This is a genomic window from Streptomyces canus (assembly GCF_030815415.1).
In the GTDB taxonomy this organism is placed as follows: Bacteria; Actinomycetota; Actinomycetes; order Streptomycetales; family Streptomycetaceae; genus Streptomyces; species Streptomyces canus_F.
The window spans coordinates 4902995-4917795 of sequence record NZ_JAUSWW010000001.1; the positions used below are offsets into that span (position 1 = coordinate 4902995).

Below are 14801 nucleotides of genomic sequence, written 5' to 3' on the forward strand. Positions count from 1 at the left end.
GCGGAGCCGATGAAGAACTGTTGAAGAACCTGTCAGCCGGTCATGCGGCCGCGACGGGGCGGGAAAAACGCGGGGCCCGCCCGGTCACCGCCGGACGGGCCCGCACCGGAGCCTTCCCTAGCCCAGCGTCTGTGCCGCCGTGGGCGAGGAGTCCTTCAGGAACTGCGAGCAGCGCTCGTACTCCTCCTGCTCACCGATCGACCCCGCGGCGCGGGCGAGGGCGTGCAGGGCGCGCAGGAAACCGCGGTTCGGCTCGTGCTCCCACGGCACCGGGCCGTGGCCCTTCCAGCCGTTGCGGCGAAGCGAGTCCAGACCGCGGTGGTAGCCCGTACGGGCGTAGGCGTACGACTCCACGACGCTGCCCCGCTCGAAGGCGTCGTCGGCCAGCCGGGCCCAGGCCAGCGAGGACGTCGGGTACTTCGCGGCGACATCGGCGGGCGCGGTACCGGCGGCCAGCAGCTCACGCGGCCCGGGGTCGTCGGGGAGGTGGGTCGGGGGCGGTCCCCCGAGGAGATTTTCGTGAATCGACATGGGTCAAGTCTCCTCCATCGGCGGGGTGGTCGAGGGCCCCGCTAGACCAGACGCTTCCGCGCCGGCTGTCCCTCCAGCGGAGGCGCCATGACGGACCCGTGGTGGAGGCACTCCGGCCGGACACAGTCCGGCGGCAGGGTGCGTACGGTCGCGAAGGCCACGCCCGCTCCCAGCACCAGCAGCCCGGCACACACCGTCATCGCCCGCCCGAACGCGTCGTCGAAGGCGCCCGGCGACCGGTACGCCTCCTCCCCCATCCCGGCGATCAGCGGCAGCGCGGCCACCGCGATCAGGCCCGCCGCCCGGGCGGCCGCGTTGTTGACACCGCTGGCCAGGCCCGCCCGCCCCACGTCCACGGAGGCCAGGACGGTCGCGGTCAGCGGGGCGACCAGGCCGACCATGCCGAGGCCCAGGACCAGCAGGGCGGGCAGGACGTCGGCGACGTACGAGGCGTCCTCGCCGACCCGCAGCATCAGCAGCATCCCCGCCGCGCACAGCAGCGATCCGACGGTCAGCGGGATGCGGGGGCCGATGCGGTCGGCGAGGGCGCCCGAGCGGGCGGAGAACAGCAGCATCAGGGCGGTGGTCGGCAGCAGGGCCGTCCCCGCGCCGAGGGCCGTGTAGCCGGAGACGACCTGGAGCTGGAGCGCGGCCAGGAAGAAGAATCCGCCGAAGGCCGCGTAGACGCAGAGCGTGACGAGGTTGACGGCGGTGAACTGCTTCGACGCGAAGATGTCGAGCGGCATCATCGGGTCGGGGCGGCGCTTCTCGACGACCACGAAGGCGACGGCGGTGGCCACCCCGGCGACGGCCGTCACCACCACCGCGAGCGACCCTTGGCGAGCCTCGATCAGCGCGTACGTGACGAACGCCAGGGCCAGCGCGCACAGCACCGCGCCGAGGACATCGAAACGGCTGTGGACCTGCCCTCCCCCACTCTCGGCTTCGCTCGAGCGGGAGGTGCCCCCACCCGACTCCGGGACATGGCGCACCGCGATCGGCGCGCACAGCAGCGCCACCGGCACGTTCAGCAGGAACACCCAGCGCCAGCCGGGCCCGTCCACCAGCCAGCCGCCCAGGAACGGCCCCACCGCCGCTCCGATGCCGCCGAACCCGGACCACAGGCCGACGGCCCGGCCCCGGTCGTCGGGGTGGAAGGAGGCCTGGATGAGGGCGAGCGAGCCGGGGGTGAGGAGCGCGCCGCCGACCCCTTGCAGGGCGCGGGCGGCGATGAGGACACCGGCGTTCGGCGCGAGCCCGCACAGCAGGGAGGCGGCGGCGAACCAGACCACGCCCACGACGAAGATCTTGCGCCGCCCGTAGCGGTCCCCGAGCGATCCCCCCAGCAGGATCAGCCCGGCCAGCGTCAGCATGTACGCGTTGACCGTCCACTGGAGGGCGGCGAGATCCGCGTCCAGGTCTTCGCCGATACGGGGAAGCGCCACGTTGACGACGGTCGAGTCCAGCAGCGCCATGCTGGAGCCGAGCACAGTGGTCAGCAGGATCCACTTGCCTTGCGGCGAGGACAGCCGGACATCGGACATGCCCCAGGTATACAGCGAGCCCGGCGCCGTAGACAGACGCCGGGCTCGTGAAGGTCTCGGGCTACTTGAGCTTCGTACCCGTGGAACGCAGGTTGGCGCAGGCCTCCGTCACGCGCGCGGCCATGCTCGCCTCGGCCAGCTTGCCCCAGGTGCGCGGGTCGTAGGTCTTCTTGGAGCCGACCTCGCCGTCGACCTTCAGGACACCGTCGTAGTTGCGGAACATGTGGTCCGCGACGGGGCGGGTGAAGGCGTACTGCGTGTCCGTGTCGATGTTCATCTTCACGACGCCGTTGTCCAGCGCGAGCGCGATCTCCGCCTCGGTGGAGCCGGAGCCGCCGTGGAAGACGAAGTCGAACGGGGACGCCTTGCCGTACTTGGCGGCCACGCCCTCGTTCAGCTCCTTGAGGAGCTCGGGGCGCAGGACGACGTTGCCCGGCTTGTAGACACCGTGGACGTTGCCGAAGGAGGCGGCGAGCAGGTAGCGGCCCTTCTCACCGAGACCGAGGGCCTCGACGGTACGGATCGCGTCGTCGACCGTGGTGTAGAGGGAGTCGTTGATCTCGTGCGAGACGCCGTCCTCCTCGCCACCGGTCGGGGTGATCTCGACCTCGAGGATGATCTTCGCGGCGCGGGCGCGCTCGAGGAGCTCCTGCGCGATGGTCAGGTTGTCCGCGAGGGTCTCGGCCGAGCCGTCCCACATGTGCGACTGGAAGAGCGGGTTCTCGCCGCGGGCGACGCGCTCCTCCGACACCGCGAGCAGCGGACGTACATACCCGTCGAGCTTGTCCTTGGGGCAGTGGTCCGTGTGCAGCGCGACGGTGATGTCGTACTTCTTGGCGACGATGTGCGCGAACTCGGCAAGAGCCACCGAACCGGTGACCATGTCCTTGTTGTACTGACCGCCCAGGAACTCGGCGCCCCCGGTCGAGATCTGGATGATGCCGTCGCTCTCGGCCTCGGCGAAGCCGCGCAGCGCCGCGTGCAGGGTCTGCGTCGAGGTGACGTTGATGGCCGGGTAGGCGAACTTGCCCGCCTTCGCCCGGTCGAGCATCTCGTTGTAGACCTCGGGAGTTGCGATGGGCATCTGACCGCTCCTTGATTGTGCGGGTTGGCTGGTTCCTTACGGCCCTGACCTAGGGGGCGACGTCATCGTCGGCCCCATCTTTCCAGACTTGACCGGATGGTCCCGCCCTCGGTCTCACCCTGTGGATGACTCAGTCCAGGCCCAGCTCATCCTTGGAGAAGGCGAAGCGATACGGAACCCCCGCGCCCTCCTGAATCCTCTCCGCCGCACCGGTCGCGCGGTCCACGATCGTGGCGACGGCGACGACCTCGGCGCCCGCCTCCCGCACGGCCTCGACCGCGGTGAGCGGGGAGCCGCCGGTGGTGGAGGTGTCCTCGACGACCAGGACCCGGCGGCCCGCGATGTCGGGGCCCTCGACGCGGCGCTGGAGGCCGTGCGCCTTGGCGGCCTTGCGGACGACGAAGGCGTCGAGCTTCTGGCCGCGGGCCGCGGCCGCGTGCAGCATGGCGGCGGCGACCGGGTCGGCGCCCATCGTCAGGCCGCCCACCGCGTCGAAGTCGAGGTCGGCGGTGAGGTCCACGAGCACCTGCCCGACCAGCGGGGCGGCTTCCCCGTCCAGCGTGATGCGGCGCAGGTCGACGTAGTAGTCGGCCTCCAGACCCGAGGAGAGGGTCACCTTGCCGTGGACCACGGCCTTGTCCTTGATCTGCTGCAGCAGCGCGCCGCGTACGTCGTCCGTCATGCCTGCCAGCTTAGAGGCGGCGCCAGCTCCAGGTCGTCGAGGCCTCCAGCGGCTCCAGGGGCGTGACCAGGCGGGGGGCGGTGTTCAGGCCGTTGGGCGGCCCGGTCTGCGGCTCCACGCAGACGGCCTCGGCCTGCTCGTCGTAGACGACGACCCACTCCTCGCGGGAGGCGACGGTGAGCTCCAGCAGCCCCGGCCAGGTGAGCGTGACGTCCACCCCGCCGGGCATCCCGAAGCAGTCGTCCCAGGGGCCGGGCTTGGGGTCGAGACGGTTGCCGGTGGGCAGGTGGTCGTCGCCGCGCTCCTCCTGCCAGACGGCGGAGAAGGCCAGTCGCACGTCCTCGCCACCGAGGTTCCTGTTGAACCACGGGTGCCAGCCGATCTGGGCCGGGAAGGAGGAGTCGTACGTCTCGACGGACATCGTGAGCGTCACGGCGTCCGGCGTGAGGGCGACCTGCTGCGTGACCCGGCCCGGGTGGGGCCAGGGTTCGACCAGGTCGTACGTGATGACCGCCTCGTCCGTCGTCGTGCGCGCGACGCGCCAGGCGCCGTCGCGGGCGGTGCCGTGGATGGCGTGCGGCGGGGAGTTGAGCGGCATCTGATGGACCGTCGCCCCGTCCCGGAAACGGCCGTCCCTGATCCGGCCGCACCAGGGCACCATCGGGAAACAGCCGAAGCGCTCGCCCTGCCGCAGCAGTTCGGTACCGCCGACGCGCAATCCGCCGATCCGGCCGCCGTTTCCCGGCAGCACGGTCACCTCCGCGTCGCCCGCGGTCAGCGTGATGGGTTCGTTACTCACGGGACGACCCTACTGGGGTGATCAAGGGGGTGCTTCCGGCCATCCCCGATTCCCGCCGCACGCGCGGCCGCGCCGGGGCCAGGGACCCAGTCCGCGGAGGGCGGCAGACGGTGAGCCCCCGGGCCTCGGCGCTGCGACTCCTGCCCACCCGACCCCGTTTCCTCAGTGCCGCTTGCGCAGCACCCGGCTGACGACGATCGCCGACGCGACGACGAGGGCCGCCGCGGGGGCCGCCCAGCGCAGGGCGGAGTGCGGGGCGCCGGTGTGCGGAGCGGGCACGGGCGCGTACCGGCCGCGCGGCGGGGCGTGGTCGACCTCCTCCGCACTCCGGCCGATCATCGTGCGGCGCGCGTGCGCGGCTTCGGCGGGGAGGTCGGGGGTGAAGCCGACGGGTGTGGCGGGTTCGGGTTCGCCGGGTACGGGGGCGGGCTCGTCGAGGGCGTCCGGGGTGGGCGGGGTTTCGGGGGTGGTGGGTTCGTCCGTGGGCACCGGTGTGCCGTCGGCGTCGGGACCGGCCTCGGCGTCGCCCGTCGCGGAGGGTGCGGAGTCTTCGGTGGCTTCGGGGGCGAGGGGGGCGGCGGGCTCGGTGGTGTCGGCGTCCTGAGTCGCCGACGGGCCGGCGTCGGCGGAGTCCGGAACGTCGGTGCCCTCGGCGGCCGGAGGTTCGGCGCTCTCGGCGGCCGGGGACTCGGTGCCCTTTGCCGTTCGCGGCTCGGGGGCCTCGGTTGCCGGAGGCTCGGCCGTGTCGGTGGTGCGCGCGGGCTGCGTGCCCCGTTTGGGTTCCGCCGTCGAGCCCAGGTGCTCCGCGAAACGGTTCAGCAGGCGGGTGACGGCCGAGGTGACGGCATCCGCCGGAAGCTCCTTGATGCGGCCGTCGGCGGAGGCGGTGCCGACGAAGGTGAGCCGGGAGCCGCCGTCGGCCTCGTCCACCCTCAGCGTGAGGGCGAGTTTCACCACGCCGGTGCCACGGGCCTCGGTGGCGTCGCCCTCGACGACGTAGGAACCGTCGTCCTGGGCGGAGAGGCGGGCCGAGCCGCGGTAGGTGATGGTGTGGCCGCCAACGCGTACTTTCAGCCGCCCGCTGACGGGCTCGGCGCCGGCGTCCTGCTGGAGCCCGGGAACAGCCCGGGCGAACCGAACGGGATCGGCCAGCGCCTCCCTGAGCCGCTCGGCCGGAACCGGAACGAACACCTCATGCTCCATGGTCACCGAGCCTACCCAGTGGGCGCCGCCGCGCACCCTGGTTGGTTGAAAGTGACCGCGCGTCGGCGTGGGCCTCAATAGCGCGGATGCACCAGCGTCGACACCTCCACCCCCTCGACCCGGGTCTTCTCCGCCGCCCTCCTGTCCGCCTCCAGGCCCGCCTGGGTCAGCGTCCGCTCCGACGCCTCGGCGTCGAGCCGGAGGTCCGGGCGGTGGGCGGAGGCCAGGACGAACCCCCAGTCCCGCGGCGCCCGGCTCGCCCCCGTCGTGCGGTCCGGGCCCGCCGCGAAGCCGGAGTCGCGGCCGCCCACGCAGTACGGCACCGTCCTCAGCCCCGCCGCGCGGATCGTCCTGTCCACCGTCCAGAAGGCGCGGGGACGGCTCGACACCGGACCGGCGTGCACCACCAGGCGGCCGCCCGGAGCCAGCGCCCGCCTCGCCAGGCCGTAGAACTCCTGGGAGTACAGCTTCGTGCTGGCCGTGATCCCGGGGTCGGGCAGGTCCGCGATCACCACGTCGTACACGCCCCGCGGCGCTCCCCGCAGCCAGTTGAAGGCGTCGCCCGTGGTGACCTGGACGCGCCGGTCGTCGTACGCGTGGCCGTTCAGCGCGGACAGTGCCGGGTCCTCGCGGGCCAGCCGCACCACCCCCGCGTCGAGTTCCACGACGTCCACCCGGTGCACATCCGGATGGCGCAGCACCTCGCGGGCCGCCAGGCCGTCCCCGCCGCCCAGGATCAGCACGCGCGCGTGCTCGCCGTACATCGCGGGGTGGACCAGTGCCTCGTGGTAGCGCTGTTCGTCGCGGCCGCTGACCCGCAGCCGGCCGTCGAGGAAGAGGTCGAGGGGGCGCCCTCGCGTGCCGCCGGTGAGGACGACCTCCTGGACGTCGGTCTGGAGGGCCACGCGTACGTCGTCGCCGTACACCGCCTGACGGGCCGCCCGTTCGAAGTCGTCGACCAGGACGGCGGCCGCGGCCAGGGTGCCGAGCACGACGAGGTTGGTGATCAGCAGCAGCCAGCGGGCCCGGCAGGACAGGTCCCGGCGGAAGAGGCCCAGCACCAACGCGCCGCCCACGACCACGTTCACCGTGCCGGTGATCAGGGCGCCCGTCAGCTGGCCCAGCAGTGGCAGCAGCAGGAACGGGAAGGCCAGGCCCCCGACCAGCGCGCCCACGTAGTCCGCCGCGAACAGGTCCGCCACCGCGCCGCCCGGGTCCTGGCGGCGGACGCGCTGGATGAGCTCCATCAGCAGCGGGACCTCGGCGCCGATCAGCAGGCCGATGGCGAGGGAGAAGGCGACGAGGAGGCTGCGCGAGCCGTTCGCCCAGATGCCGCCCCAGTCGCCGGTCCAGGCGAAGGCGGCGTACAGGGCCATCGCGCTGAGGCCGCCCACGAGGGCGAGGGCGGCCTCGATCGCGCCGAAGGCGGCGGCCGCGTGCCAGCGCAGCCGCTTGGCGAAGAGCGAGCCGATGCCCATCGCGAAGACCATGACGGACAGCACGACGGAGGCCTGGGTGATCGAGTCGCCGATCAAGTACGAGGCGAGGGCGACCAGTTCGAGTTCGTACACCAGTCCGCACGCGGCGCAGACAAAGACGCCCGCGAGGACCAGGAACCTGCCGATCCCGGGCCGGACGGGAAGCCGCGCGGGCCCGGCCCAGGGCGGCGTGGTGCCGGGTGGGGCAGGCGCGTGCCGTTCGATCACGTTGCGACGGTACGTCACGCCCGGTGCACGCTTCGTCACCCACACGTGTGGAACTGCGGGTCGATCGGGCGCCTGGCGTTTGTACGACGTGAAGGGTGATCCCGCCCGAGATCCCGGGTGCCGTCAGACGCCGCTCGGGCTGAGCCGGTCCGCGGGGGCTCTCACCCCCACCCGGGTCCTGGTCGCCACCAGCTGTCCGTCCTGCGGGTAGGCGTGCCAGGTCCGCCACAGCACCTGTCCCTCCTGGCGCTGGGCCAGCAGCGCGGTGAAGGCGTGCGGGCTGCCGGGGAAGACGCCGGCGAGGCCGTGCGGGTGGTCGGAGACGAGGGCCAGCAACTCCTGGGCGCGGCCCGCGAACTGGCCCGGCGAGAGGACCTCCACCCGGGCCGCGAACTCGTACTCCCAGTTGCCGACCCGCTTGGCGACGCCCAGTGGGAGCGGGGTGCTGCTGCCCGGGATGCACGCCACCGTCTCCGAACAGGTGCCCCGCTCCGCCTCCAGGAGCACCTGATGGGACGCGCCGAGGAGTCTCAGCTCCAGCTTCGTCCCGTCGAACGCGAGGTCGAGGGTCGCCAGTGCGGGGAGCGGTTCGCGCCCCAGGGCCCAGGCGAGGTCGGCCGCGCGCGTGTCGGTGTACGAGGTGTTCAGGGTCGTGAGCATGGATCGGCTCCGCTAGGCACGCAAAGGAAGAAAAGGGAGGGTGGGTCCGACGCACTCGGGTCGACACCGGCGGGGATTCGGCCCGGTCGGCCCGGTCGGAAGATCGGCAGGGGTGGCTCTGGGACGTCCGAAGGGCCGCTGCGTCAGGTGATTTAGAGAGAATCATGAACTGTGGCGCCGTCACAGCGTTTTTACCCAACTTCGTGCGGTTTCCATCCCTCAGAGGGCTCCACAGTTCAACTGTTCAACCACGGCGCACGCCAGGCCCGCCAGGGCGTGCGCCGGAGCGACCGGGTGCTCGCGGCACACGAAGAGCCGGGCCCCACCCCCGTGCGGGCCCGGCTCTCGTGTTCCGGATGCGGAAAGCTCAGCTGCCCCGTGTCAGCTGCCTCCACCGCATCCGCCCCCACCGCCCCCTCCGCAGGACGACCCGCCTCCGCAGGACGAACCGCCGCTGTCGCCTCCGTCGGCCCAGCTGTCGCTGCTGCCGCTGCCGTTGTCGCTGCCGCCGGACGCCCGGTGACCCGGCTGTCGGCGATGGGACCCCGCGATCGCCATCAGGAGCAGGGCCGGGAACAGAACCAGCACGATGATCCCGAAAGCCATGGGCATGGCGTCCCCCCTCTTCCGCGGCTCAGCTGCCGCCGCCGCAGCCGCCCCCACCGCCGCAGGAGGACCCGCCCCCGCAGGAGGAGCTGCTGCTGCCGCAGGAGGATGACCCGGACGAGCCGCACGACGAACCGACGCCGCCGCTCGCCCCGCCCCCGGCCCACCAGCTGCCACTGCTGTTCCCGCTCCGGCGGCGCCCCCGCGCCCCGGCCCGGCTCTTCGCGGCCTTCTTGTCCTCCCGAAGACTGCGGCGTACGACCACGACGACGAGTACTGCGGCAATCGCCAGGATGATGCCGATGACCATGGCGTCACCCTCCTTCCGTTTCCCCGAGACGACCCCCCGTGGGCGCCTCGCGTTGTGCGTGCGAGGGAGATGCCCCCGTGTCTCACCAGCCAAAGCAGAGTTGAGGAACTCCAGAGCTTGGGCGCAGGATGACCGCGACGGCCCTCTCCGGCACCGGCGAGAGGGCGGGCCGGTGCGGGCGGCCGGCGAGACGTGCGAGGAGATGGCTGGGACATGGGCGACAGGGCGCTGCTGAACCGCAGGCTGGACGGATTCGGCACGACGATCTTCGCGGAGATGTCGGCTCTGGCCGTACGGACCGGCGCGATCAATCTCGGGCAGGGCTTCCCGGACACGGACGGCCCCGAGGCCGTACGGGAGGCGGCGGTGCGGGCGCTGCGCGAGGGGCGGGGCAACCAGTACCCGCCCGGGCCCGGCGTCCCCGAGCTGCGCACGGCCGTCACCGACCACCAGCACCGCTTCTACGGCCTGACCTTCGACCCCGACACGGAGGTCCTGGTGACCGCGGGCGCGACGGAGGCCATCGCGGCCACGATGCTCGCGCTGCTGGAGCCGGGCGATGAGGTCATCGCCTTCGAGCCGTACTACGACTCCTACGCGGCGTGCATCAGCATGGCCGGCGCCACCCGCGTCCCGCTGACCCTGCGCGCCCCCGACTTCCGCCCGGATCTCGACGCGCTCCGGGACGCGGTGACCGACCGCACCCGGCTGCTGCTGCTCAACTCCCCGCACAACCCGACCGGCATGGTGCTGACCCGCGAGGAGCTGACGGCGATCGCCGAGCTGGCGGTCGAGCGGGATCTGCTCGTGGTGACCGACGAGGTGTACGAGCACCTGACCTACGACGACGCCGAGCACATCCCGCTGATCTCGCTGCCGGGGATGCGCGACCGTACGGTCTCCATCTCCTCCGCGGGCAAGACGTTCTCCTTCACCGGCTGGAAGGTCGGCTGGATCACCGCGGCCGCGCCGCTGATCGCCGCCGTCCGTACGGCGAAGCAGTTCCTGACGTATGTGTCGTCCGGGCCGTTCCAGTACGCGATCGCGGAGGCGCTGCGGCTGCCGGACAGCTACTTCACCGGCTTCCGCGAGGAGCTGCGCGGCAAGCGCGACATCCTCGCCGACGGGCTCACCGCGGCGGGCTTCGAGGTCTTCCGGCCGCAGGGCACGTACTTCATCACCACCGACATCGCCGCCCTGGGCGAGAAGGACGCCCTGGCCTTCTGCCGCGGCCTGCCGGAACGCTCCGGGGTGGTGGCCGTCCCCAACTCGGTCTTCTACGACGACAAGGAGGCCGGCCGCAGCCAGGTGCGGTTCGCGTTCTGCAAGCGGGACGAGGTGCTGCGCGACGCCGCCGCCCGCCTTCTGCGGTAGAGCGCCGACGCGGGGGTCAGGCCCCGCTGAGCACCGCGTGCTCGCGCACCGCGATGGCCGCCGCCTGGGTGCGGTTGGGGCAGTTCATCTTGGCGAGGATGTTGGCGACCAACCGTTTCGCGCCGTGTTCGGAGATCCTGAGCCGGCGCGCGATCAGCTTGTTGCTCAGCCCCTCCACCAGCAGGTCCAGCGTCTCGCGCTCGCGCGGGGTGAGCGTGGCGATGCGCTCGCGCTGGGCGAGGGAGGGGCCGGGGGAACGCCTGATGAGGGCGTGCGAGAAGGCGGAGGGCATGGGGAAGCCGCCGTTGCACGTCTGGGCGAAGGCGAGCGTGAGGGCGTCGGACGTCAGCTCGTGTTTCAGCAGTACGCCGTGGGCGACGACCCCGCGGATCGAGTCGGGGTCGTCGACCATGCGTTCGTCCAGGAGGAGCAGCACCTTGGTGCCTGCCGCCCCCGCGCGGGCCGCGGTCTCGCGGACCCACTCCTCGCGGGGGCAGGAGAGCAGCAGGATGTCCACGTCCGCGAAGTCGATGGCGGCGGCGGACTGCGGCTCGTAGGCGTGATCGCGGACGGATGCCACGCCCGGGACGCGGGCCAGGAGAGTCCGCACCCCCACGCGCAGCACTTCGCTTCTGGTCAGGACAGCCACGTGCTCGGCCGTTGCGGACATGGACCGTCCCCCTCGTACGTCGGTCACCGCGTAACAAACCGCAGAACAGTCTGACGTCGAGAAAGGCCTTTAGCAAGCCCTTTCTATCAAGGGCCGGTTGGCTTGATATCAGCCGCGCACCCCGTCCGTACGACGCGGCAGCGCCAGCGGGTTGGCGTCGCACAGCGGGGTCGGCAGCAGGGTGTCGGGCACCGACTGGTAGCAGACGGGGCGCAGGAACCGGGCGAGGGAGGCGGCACCGACCGAGGTGTGCTCGGGTGACGTCGTCGCCGGGTAGGGGCCGCCGTGATGGGTGGCCCAGCCGATGGCCACGCCGGTCGTGAACCCGTTCCAGACGATCCTTCCGCACACCCGGGCCAGCCGGTCGATCAGCCGTCCCGCCAGCTCCGGCTCCTCGTCCGTGGCGTGCACCGCACAGGACAGCTGACCCTCCAACGACCCGGCCACCTCTTCGAGTTCGGCGGTGTCCTGGTACTCGGCGAGCACGGCGAAGGGGCCGAAGCACTCCGCCATCAGGGGCGCCTCGCCCTGGAGCAGTTCCTTGGCGTCGACGCTCAGCACGACCGCGCCGACCGGTCGTTCGTCGTCGCCGGTGGTAAGACCCTCAGCGGCCGGGCGCACCCCGGGCAGCGCGGAGAGCCGCTCGACGCCCTGCCGGAACATGGTGCGGATACCGTCGTTGAGCAGCCACGCGGGGGCCAGTTCGGCCACGGCCCGCGCCACCTCCTCGCGCAGCGCGGCGCCGTCGGGGCCGGCCGGGACGAGCAGCAGGCCGGGCTTGGTGCACACCTGGCCGTGCCCGAAGGCGAAGGACTGCACGAAGCCCCGGGCCACGGACTCGGCCCGCTCCCGCGCCGCGCCGGGCGTGACGAAGACCGGGTTGAGGCTGCTGAGTTCACCGTGGAAGGGGATCGGTTCGGGCCGTGAGCTCGCCAGTCGGTGCAGCTGGCGGCCGCCGGAGAGCGAGCCGGTGAAGCCGACGGCCTTGATCCGGGGGTCGAGGACCAGGGCGCGGCCGGCCTCGAATCCCCAGACGATTCCGACCGTGCCGACGGGCGCGCCGGTGGCGGCCACGGCCCGGGTCACCGCGCGGAACGCGACCAGGCTGGTGGCCGGGTGGGAGGGGTGGGCCTTGACCACGACGGGGCAGCCCGCGGCGAGGGCCGAGGCGGTGTCGCCGCCCGCAACGGAGAAGGCGAGCGGGAAGTTGCTGGAGCCGAAGACGGCGACGGGGCCGAGCGGCAGCAGCATCCGCCGCATGTCGGGCCGCCCCGGCCCGGCGTCGTCCGCGGGCCGTGCCCGGTCGATCACCGCGTCGGCGTAGGAGCCCTCGCGCAGCACCTCGGCGAAGAAGCGCAACTGCCCGCAGGTGCGGGCCAGTTCCCCGGCCAGCCGTTCCTCGCCGAGGGCGGTCTCCCGGTCGGCGGTGCGGACGAGGACGGCGCCGTCGGCCTCCAGTTCGGACGCGATGGCCTCCAGCAGCGTCGCCCGGCCCGCCGCTCCCATCCGGTCCAGCGCCACGGCGGCACCGGCCGCGGCCGCGCACACCCGGGCAACCTCATGGGCGTCGGAATCCGCCGCCACCATCTCCATCGTCAGCCCCGTACGCGGGTCCATGGAGTACACCTCGCTCATCGCCAACTCCTCGTCATCTCTTCGGTGGTGGGTTTCGGTGATGGGCAGATATGTCCCGGCGGCGGTGGCAAAAAGCGCAGGTGGCCGGGTGCCGGGTGGGGACGGATCTGCCAATCGGTCACGCCGATGCCGGCGCGGGGGCGGCCGGGGGCCCTGGGGGGTGGGGGGGGTGGGGGGCGACCGGGTGGTCACAGGTTCGCCGTGTCGGCCCCCTGTCCGGGAGGGCCGCTCGGTCGGACGGTCGGGGTAGCCGATCGGCTAGTGCCCGTTCGGGCAGCCCGGCCGGGCGATCGGGCTGGCATTCCCGCCGAGGGCCCTTCGTACGGAAGCTCTTCGCTGTCAGGAACGGCACATGAGGCGGAGGCGACGGTGACGGGTGCGTACGGCAGCAGACGGGAGTTCCTGCGGACGGTGGGTGTCGCGGGCGGCGCCGGGATGCTCTGGGCGACCATGGGGGCGCTCGGTCTGGCCCCCGACGCGCGGGCGGCGCAGCCCGGACCGGCGTATGTGCCGCCGCGCGCGGGCGACTTCACCGGTGGCCGCAAGGCGCCGCGGGTGGTGGTCCTGGGCGCCGGCATCGCGGGGCTGACCACGGCGTACGAGCTGGCCAAGGCCGGTTACCAGTGCCGGATCCTGGAGGCCAAGCCCCGCCCGGGCGGCCGCAACTGGACGGTGCGCTCCGGCACCGAGGAGCGTGAGCTGGGCGGCGGGACGCAGCGGGCGGAGTTCTCCGCGGGGCAGTATCTGAACGCGGGCCCCGCCCGGATCGCCCAGCACATGGTCACGCTCGACTACTGCCGCGAACTGGGCGTCCCCATCGAGCCGTTCGCGAACCAGAACGGTGACGCCTACGTCCATCTGGACCAGGTCGGCGCCCCGCTGCGGCACCGCACGGTGAAGGCCGACGCGCACGGCTATGTGTCGGAACTGCTGGCGAAGGCGGTCGACCGCGACGCGCTGGACAAGGAGCTGACCGCCGAGGACCGCGAGCGGCTGCTGGCGTTCCTCGGTGACTTCGGCGCCATCGGCAAGCGGGCGGACGACTGGGCGTACCGGGGCGGTCCCCGCCGCGGCTACCGTGTCCCGCCGGGCGCCGCCGGTGTGACGGGCGAGCCGTACGGTCCGCTGCCGTCGCTGTCGGAGTACCTCGCCCGGGGCACCGGCCGCTATCTCTCCTTCGAGGTCGACTACGACCAGGCGATGATGATGTTCCAGCCGGTCGGCGGCATGGACCGGATCGTGCGGGCCTTCGTGGACCGGGTCGGCGAGCGGCGGATCTCGTACGGGTCCGTGGTCCGGGAGATCCGCGACCGCGCCGCCGGTGTCGAGGTGCGGTACACGGACGCGCGAGGCCGGGAGCGGGTGGAGCGGGCCGACTTCTGCGTGGCGGCGCTGCCGCCGCACGTCCTGGCACGCACCGCGCACAACCTCGGCTCCGCCGTGCAGTCGGCGCTGCGGACGCCCGCGCCGCTGGCGGTCGGCAAGCTGGGTCTGGAGTACCGGCGGCGCTGGTGGGAGGAGGACCACCGGATCTACGGCGGGATCACGGAGACGGATCTGCCGCTGACGCATGTCTGGTACCCCTCGCACGGGTTCCACTCCGAGCGCGGGGTGCTGGTGGGCTACTACCACTACCGCCAGGACGCCCTGGACTTCGGGAAGCTGGCGCCGCGTGAGCGGATCGCGCGGGCCGTCGCGCTCGGCGAGCGCATCCACGGTCCCGCCCACCGCGAGGAGCTGGCCTCGGGCTTCGCGGTCGCCTGGCACCGGATCCCGCACATCGAGGGCGGCTGGATCGAGTGGCCGGAGAACTCCGTCGCCGCCTACGACCTGCTGAACGAGCCCGCGGGGCGGGTGTACTTCGCCGGTGACTGGCTCACCCACTACATCGGCTGGCAGGCCGGAGCCATCGGTTCCGCCCGGCGCACGGTGTCGCTGCTGCACGAGAGGTCGGTGCGGGCATGAGCGCGTTCACGGCTCCGCGCCGACTGCTGACC

Annotated in this window: 14 protein-coding genes; 2 read left to right on the plus strand and 12 right to left on the minus strand. The window is 72.6% G+C overall.

Translation table 11 applies throughout. The features are described 5' to 3' along the window. Positions 1-117 precede the first annotated feature (117 nt). The 10 genes from QF037_RS22635 to QF037_RS22680 all read right to left on the minus strand — a co-directional run bounded on the left by QF037_RS22635 (position 118) and on the right by QF037_RS22680 (position 9125). On the minus strand, positions 118-531 hold the full coding sequence (locus QF037_RS22635) for a DUF3151 domain-containing protein (protein WP_307028024.1): 414 nt from the start codon (positions 529-531) through the stop codon (positions 118-120). 41 nt (positions 532-572) lie between these two features. Further along, entirely contained in the window at positions 573-2075 is a 1503-nt protein-coding gene (locus tag QF037_RS22640) for an MFS transporter (RefSeq protein WP_307028026.1), read from the minus strand. Between the two features lie 61 nt (positions 2076-2136). Further along, positions 2137-3159 carry a class II fructose-bisphosphate aldolase gene (gene fbaA, locus QF037_RS22645; protein ID WP_307028028.1) on the minus strand — a complete coding sequence of 341 codons (1023 nt, stop codon included), beginning with the start codon at positions 3157-3159 and terminating at the stop codon, positions 2137-2139. Positions 3160-3289: 130 nt separating this feature from the next. Beyond that, entirely contained in the window at positions 3290-3841 is a 552-nt protein-coding gene (pyrE, locus tag QF037_RS22650) for an orotate phosphoribosyltransferase (RefSeq protein ID WP_307028032.1), read from the minus strand. 10 nt (positions 3842-3851) lie between these two features. Continuing rightward, positions 3852-4640: an aldose epimerase family protein gene (locus QF037_RS22655; RefSeq protein ID WP_307028034.1), complete on the minus strand. Its 789-nt coding sequence runs from the start codon at positions 4638-4640 to the stop codon at positions 3852-3854. Between the two features lie 162 nt (positions 4641-4802). Beyond that, the gene (locus QF037_RS22660) at positions 4803-5843 is read right to left on the minus strand and encodes an SRPBCC domain-containing protein (RefSeq protein ID WP_307028036.1); all 1041 of its coding nucleotides are present in this window, start codon (positions 5841-5843) and stop codon (positions 4803-4805) included. A 74-nt stretch (positions 5844-5917) separates the two neighbouring features. Next, a complete protein-coding gene (locus tag QF037_RS22665; RefSeq protein ID WP_307028038.1) occupies positions 5918-7549 on the minus strand; it encodes a polyamine aminopropyltransferase in 1632 nt (543 codons plus the stop codon). A gap of 123 nt (positions 7550-7672) precedes the next feature. Beyond that, positions 7673-8209: a DUF2617 family protein gene (locus QF037_RS22670; RefSeq protein WP_307028040.1), complete on the minus strand. Its 537-nt coding sequence runs from the start codon at positions 8207-8209 to the stop codon at positions 7673-7675. 381 nt (positions 8210-8590) lie between these two features. Continuing rightward, on the minus strand, positions 8591-8821 hold the full coding sequence (locus tag QF037_RS22675; protein WP_307028042.1) for a hypothetical protein: 231 nt from the start codon (positions 8819-8821) through the stop codon (positions 8591-8593). A gap of 22 nt (positions 8822-8843) precedes the next feature. Further along, positions 8844-9125, minus strand: coding sequence for a hypothetical protein (locus QF037_RS22680; protein ID WP_307028044.1), 282 nt, complete (start codon positions 9123-9125; stop codon positions 8844-8846). A gap of 213 nt (positions 9126-9338) precedes the next feature. Here QF037_RS22680 and QF037_RS22685 point away from each other — a divergent pair, with 213 nt between their 5' ends. Beyond that, positions 9339-10499 (plus strand): pyridoxal phosphate-dependent aminotransferase, encoded by a 1161-nt coding sequence (locus tag QF037_RS22685; RefSeq protein ID WP_307028046.1) that lies wholly within the window; start codon positions 9339-9341, stop codon positions 10497-10499. 16 nt (positions 10500-10515) lie between these two features. Here QF037_RS22685 and QF037_RS22690 read toward each other — a convergent pair whose 3' ends face one another. Next, entirely contained in the window at positions 10516-11169 is a 654-nt protein-coding gene (locus tag QF037_RS22690) for a helix-turn-helix transcriptional regulator (RefSeq protein WP_307028048.1), read from the minus strand. A gap of 108 nt (positions 11170-11277) precedes the next feature. Continuing rightward, on the minus strand, positions 11278-12804 hold the full coding sequence (locus tag QF037_RS22695) for an aldehyde dehydrogenase (NADP(+)) (protein ID WP_307028050.1): 1527 nt from the start codon (positions 12802-12804) through the stop codon (positions 11278-11280). A gap of 435 nt (positions 12805-13239) precedes the next feature. On the opposite strand from QF037_RS22695, the gene QF037_RS22700 reads away from it, so the two are divergent. After that, positions 13240-14769, plus strand: a complete 1530-nt coding sequence (locus tag QF037_RS22700) for a flavin monoamine oxidase family protein (RefSeq protein WP_307037320.1) — start codon at positions 13240-13242, stop codon at positions 14767-14769. Positions 14770-14801: the final 32 nt, after the last annotated feature.

Bases quoted from the DNA above. Each gene is read 5' to 3' on its own strand.
- QF037_RS22680 (WP_307028044.1), bottom strand. From the start codon at position 9,125: ATGGTCATCGGCATCATCCTGGCGATTGCCGCAGTACTCGTCGTCGTG.
- QF037_RS22675 (WP_307028042.1), bottom strand. From the start codon at position 8,821: ATGCCCATGGCTTTCGGGATCATCGTGCTGGTTCTGTTCCCGGCCCTG.
- QF037_RS22635 (WP_307028024.1), bottom strand. From the start codon at position 531: ATGTCGATTCACGAAAATCTCCTCGGGGGACCGCCCCCGACCCACCTC.
- QF037_RS22700 (WP_307037320.1), top strand. From the start codon at position 13,240: ATGCTCTGGGCGACCATGGGGGCGCTCGGTCTGGCCCCCGACGCGCGG.
- QF037_RS22685 (WP_307028046.1), top strand. From the start codon at position 9,339: ATGGGCGACAGGGCGCTGCTGAACCGCAGGCTGGACGGATTCGGCACG.
- fbaA (WP_307028028.1), bottom strand. From the start codon at position 3,159: ATGCCCATCGCAACTCCCGAGGTCTACAACGAGATGCTCGACCGGGCG.
- pyrE (WP_307028032.1), bottom strand. From the start codon at position 3,841: ATGACGGACGACGTACGCGGCGCGCTGCTGCAGCAGATCAAGGACAAG.
- QF037_RS22660 (WP_307028036.1), bottom strand. From the start codon at position 5,843: ATGGAGCATGAGGTGTTCGTTCCGGTTCCGGCCGAGCGGCTCAGGGAG.
- QF037_RS22640 (WP_307028026.1), bottom strand. From the start codon at position 2,075: ATGTCCGATGTCCGGCTGTCCTCGCCGCAAGGCAAGTGGATCCTGCTG.
- QF037_RS22695 (WP_307028050.1), bottom strand. From the start codon at position 12,804: ATGAGCGAGGTGTACTCCATGGACCCGCGTACGGGGCTGACGATGGAG.
- QF037_RS22690 (WP_307028048.1), bottom strand. From the start codon at position 11,169: ATGTCCGCAACGGCCGAGCACGTGGCTGTCCTGACCAGAAGCGAAGTG.
- QF037_RS22670 (WP_307028040.1), bottom strand. From the start codon at position 8,209: ATGCTCACGACCCTGAACACCTCGTACACCGACACGCGCGCGGCCGAC.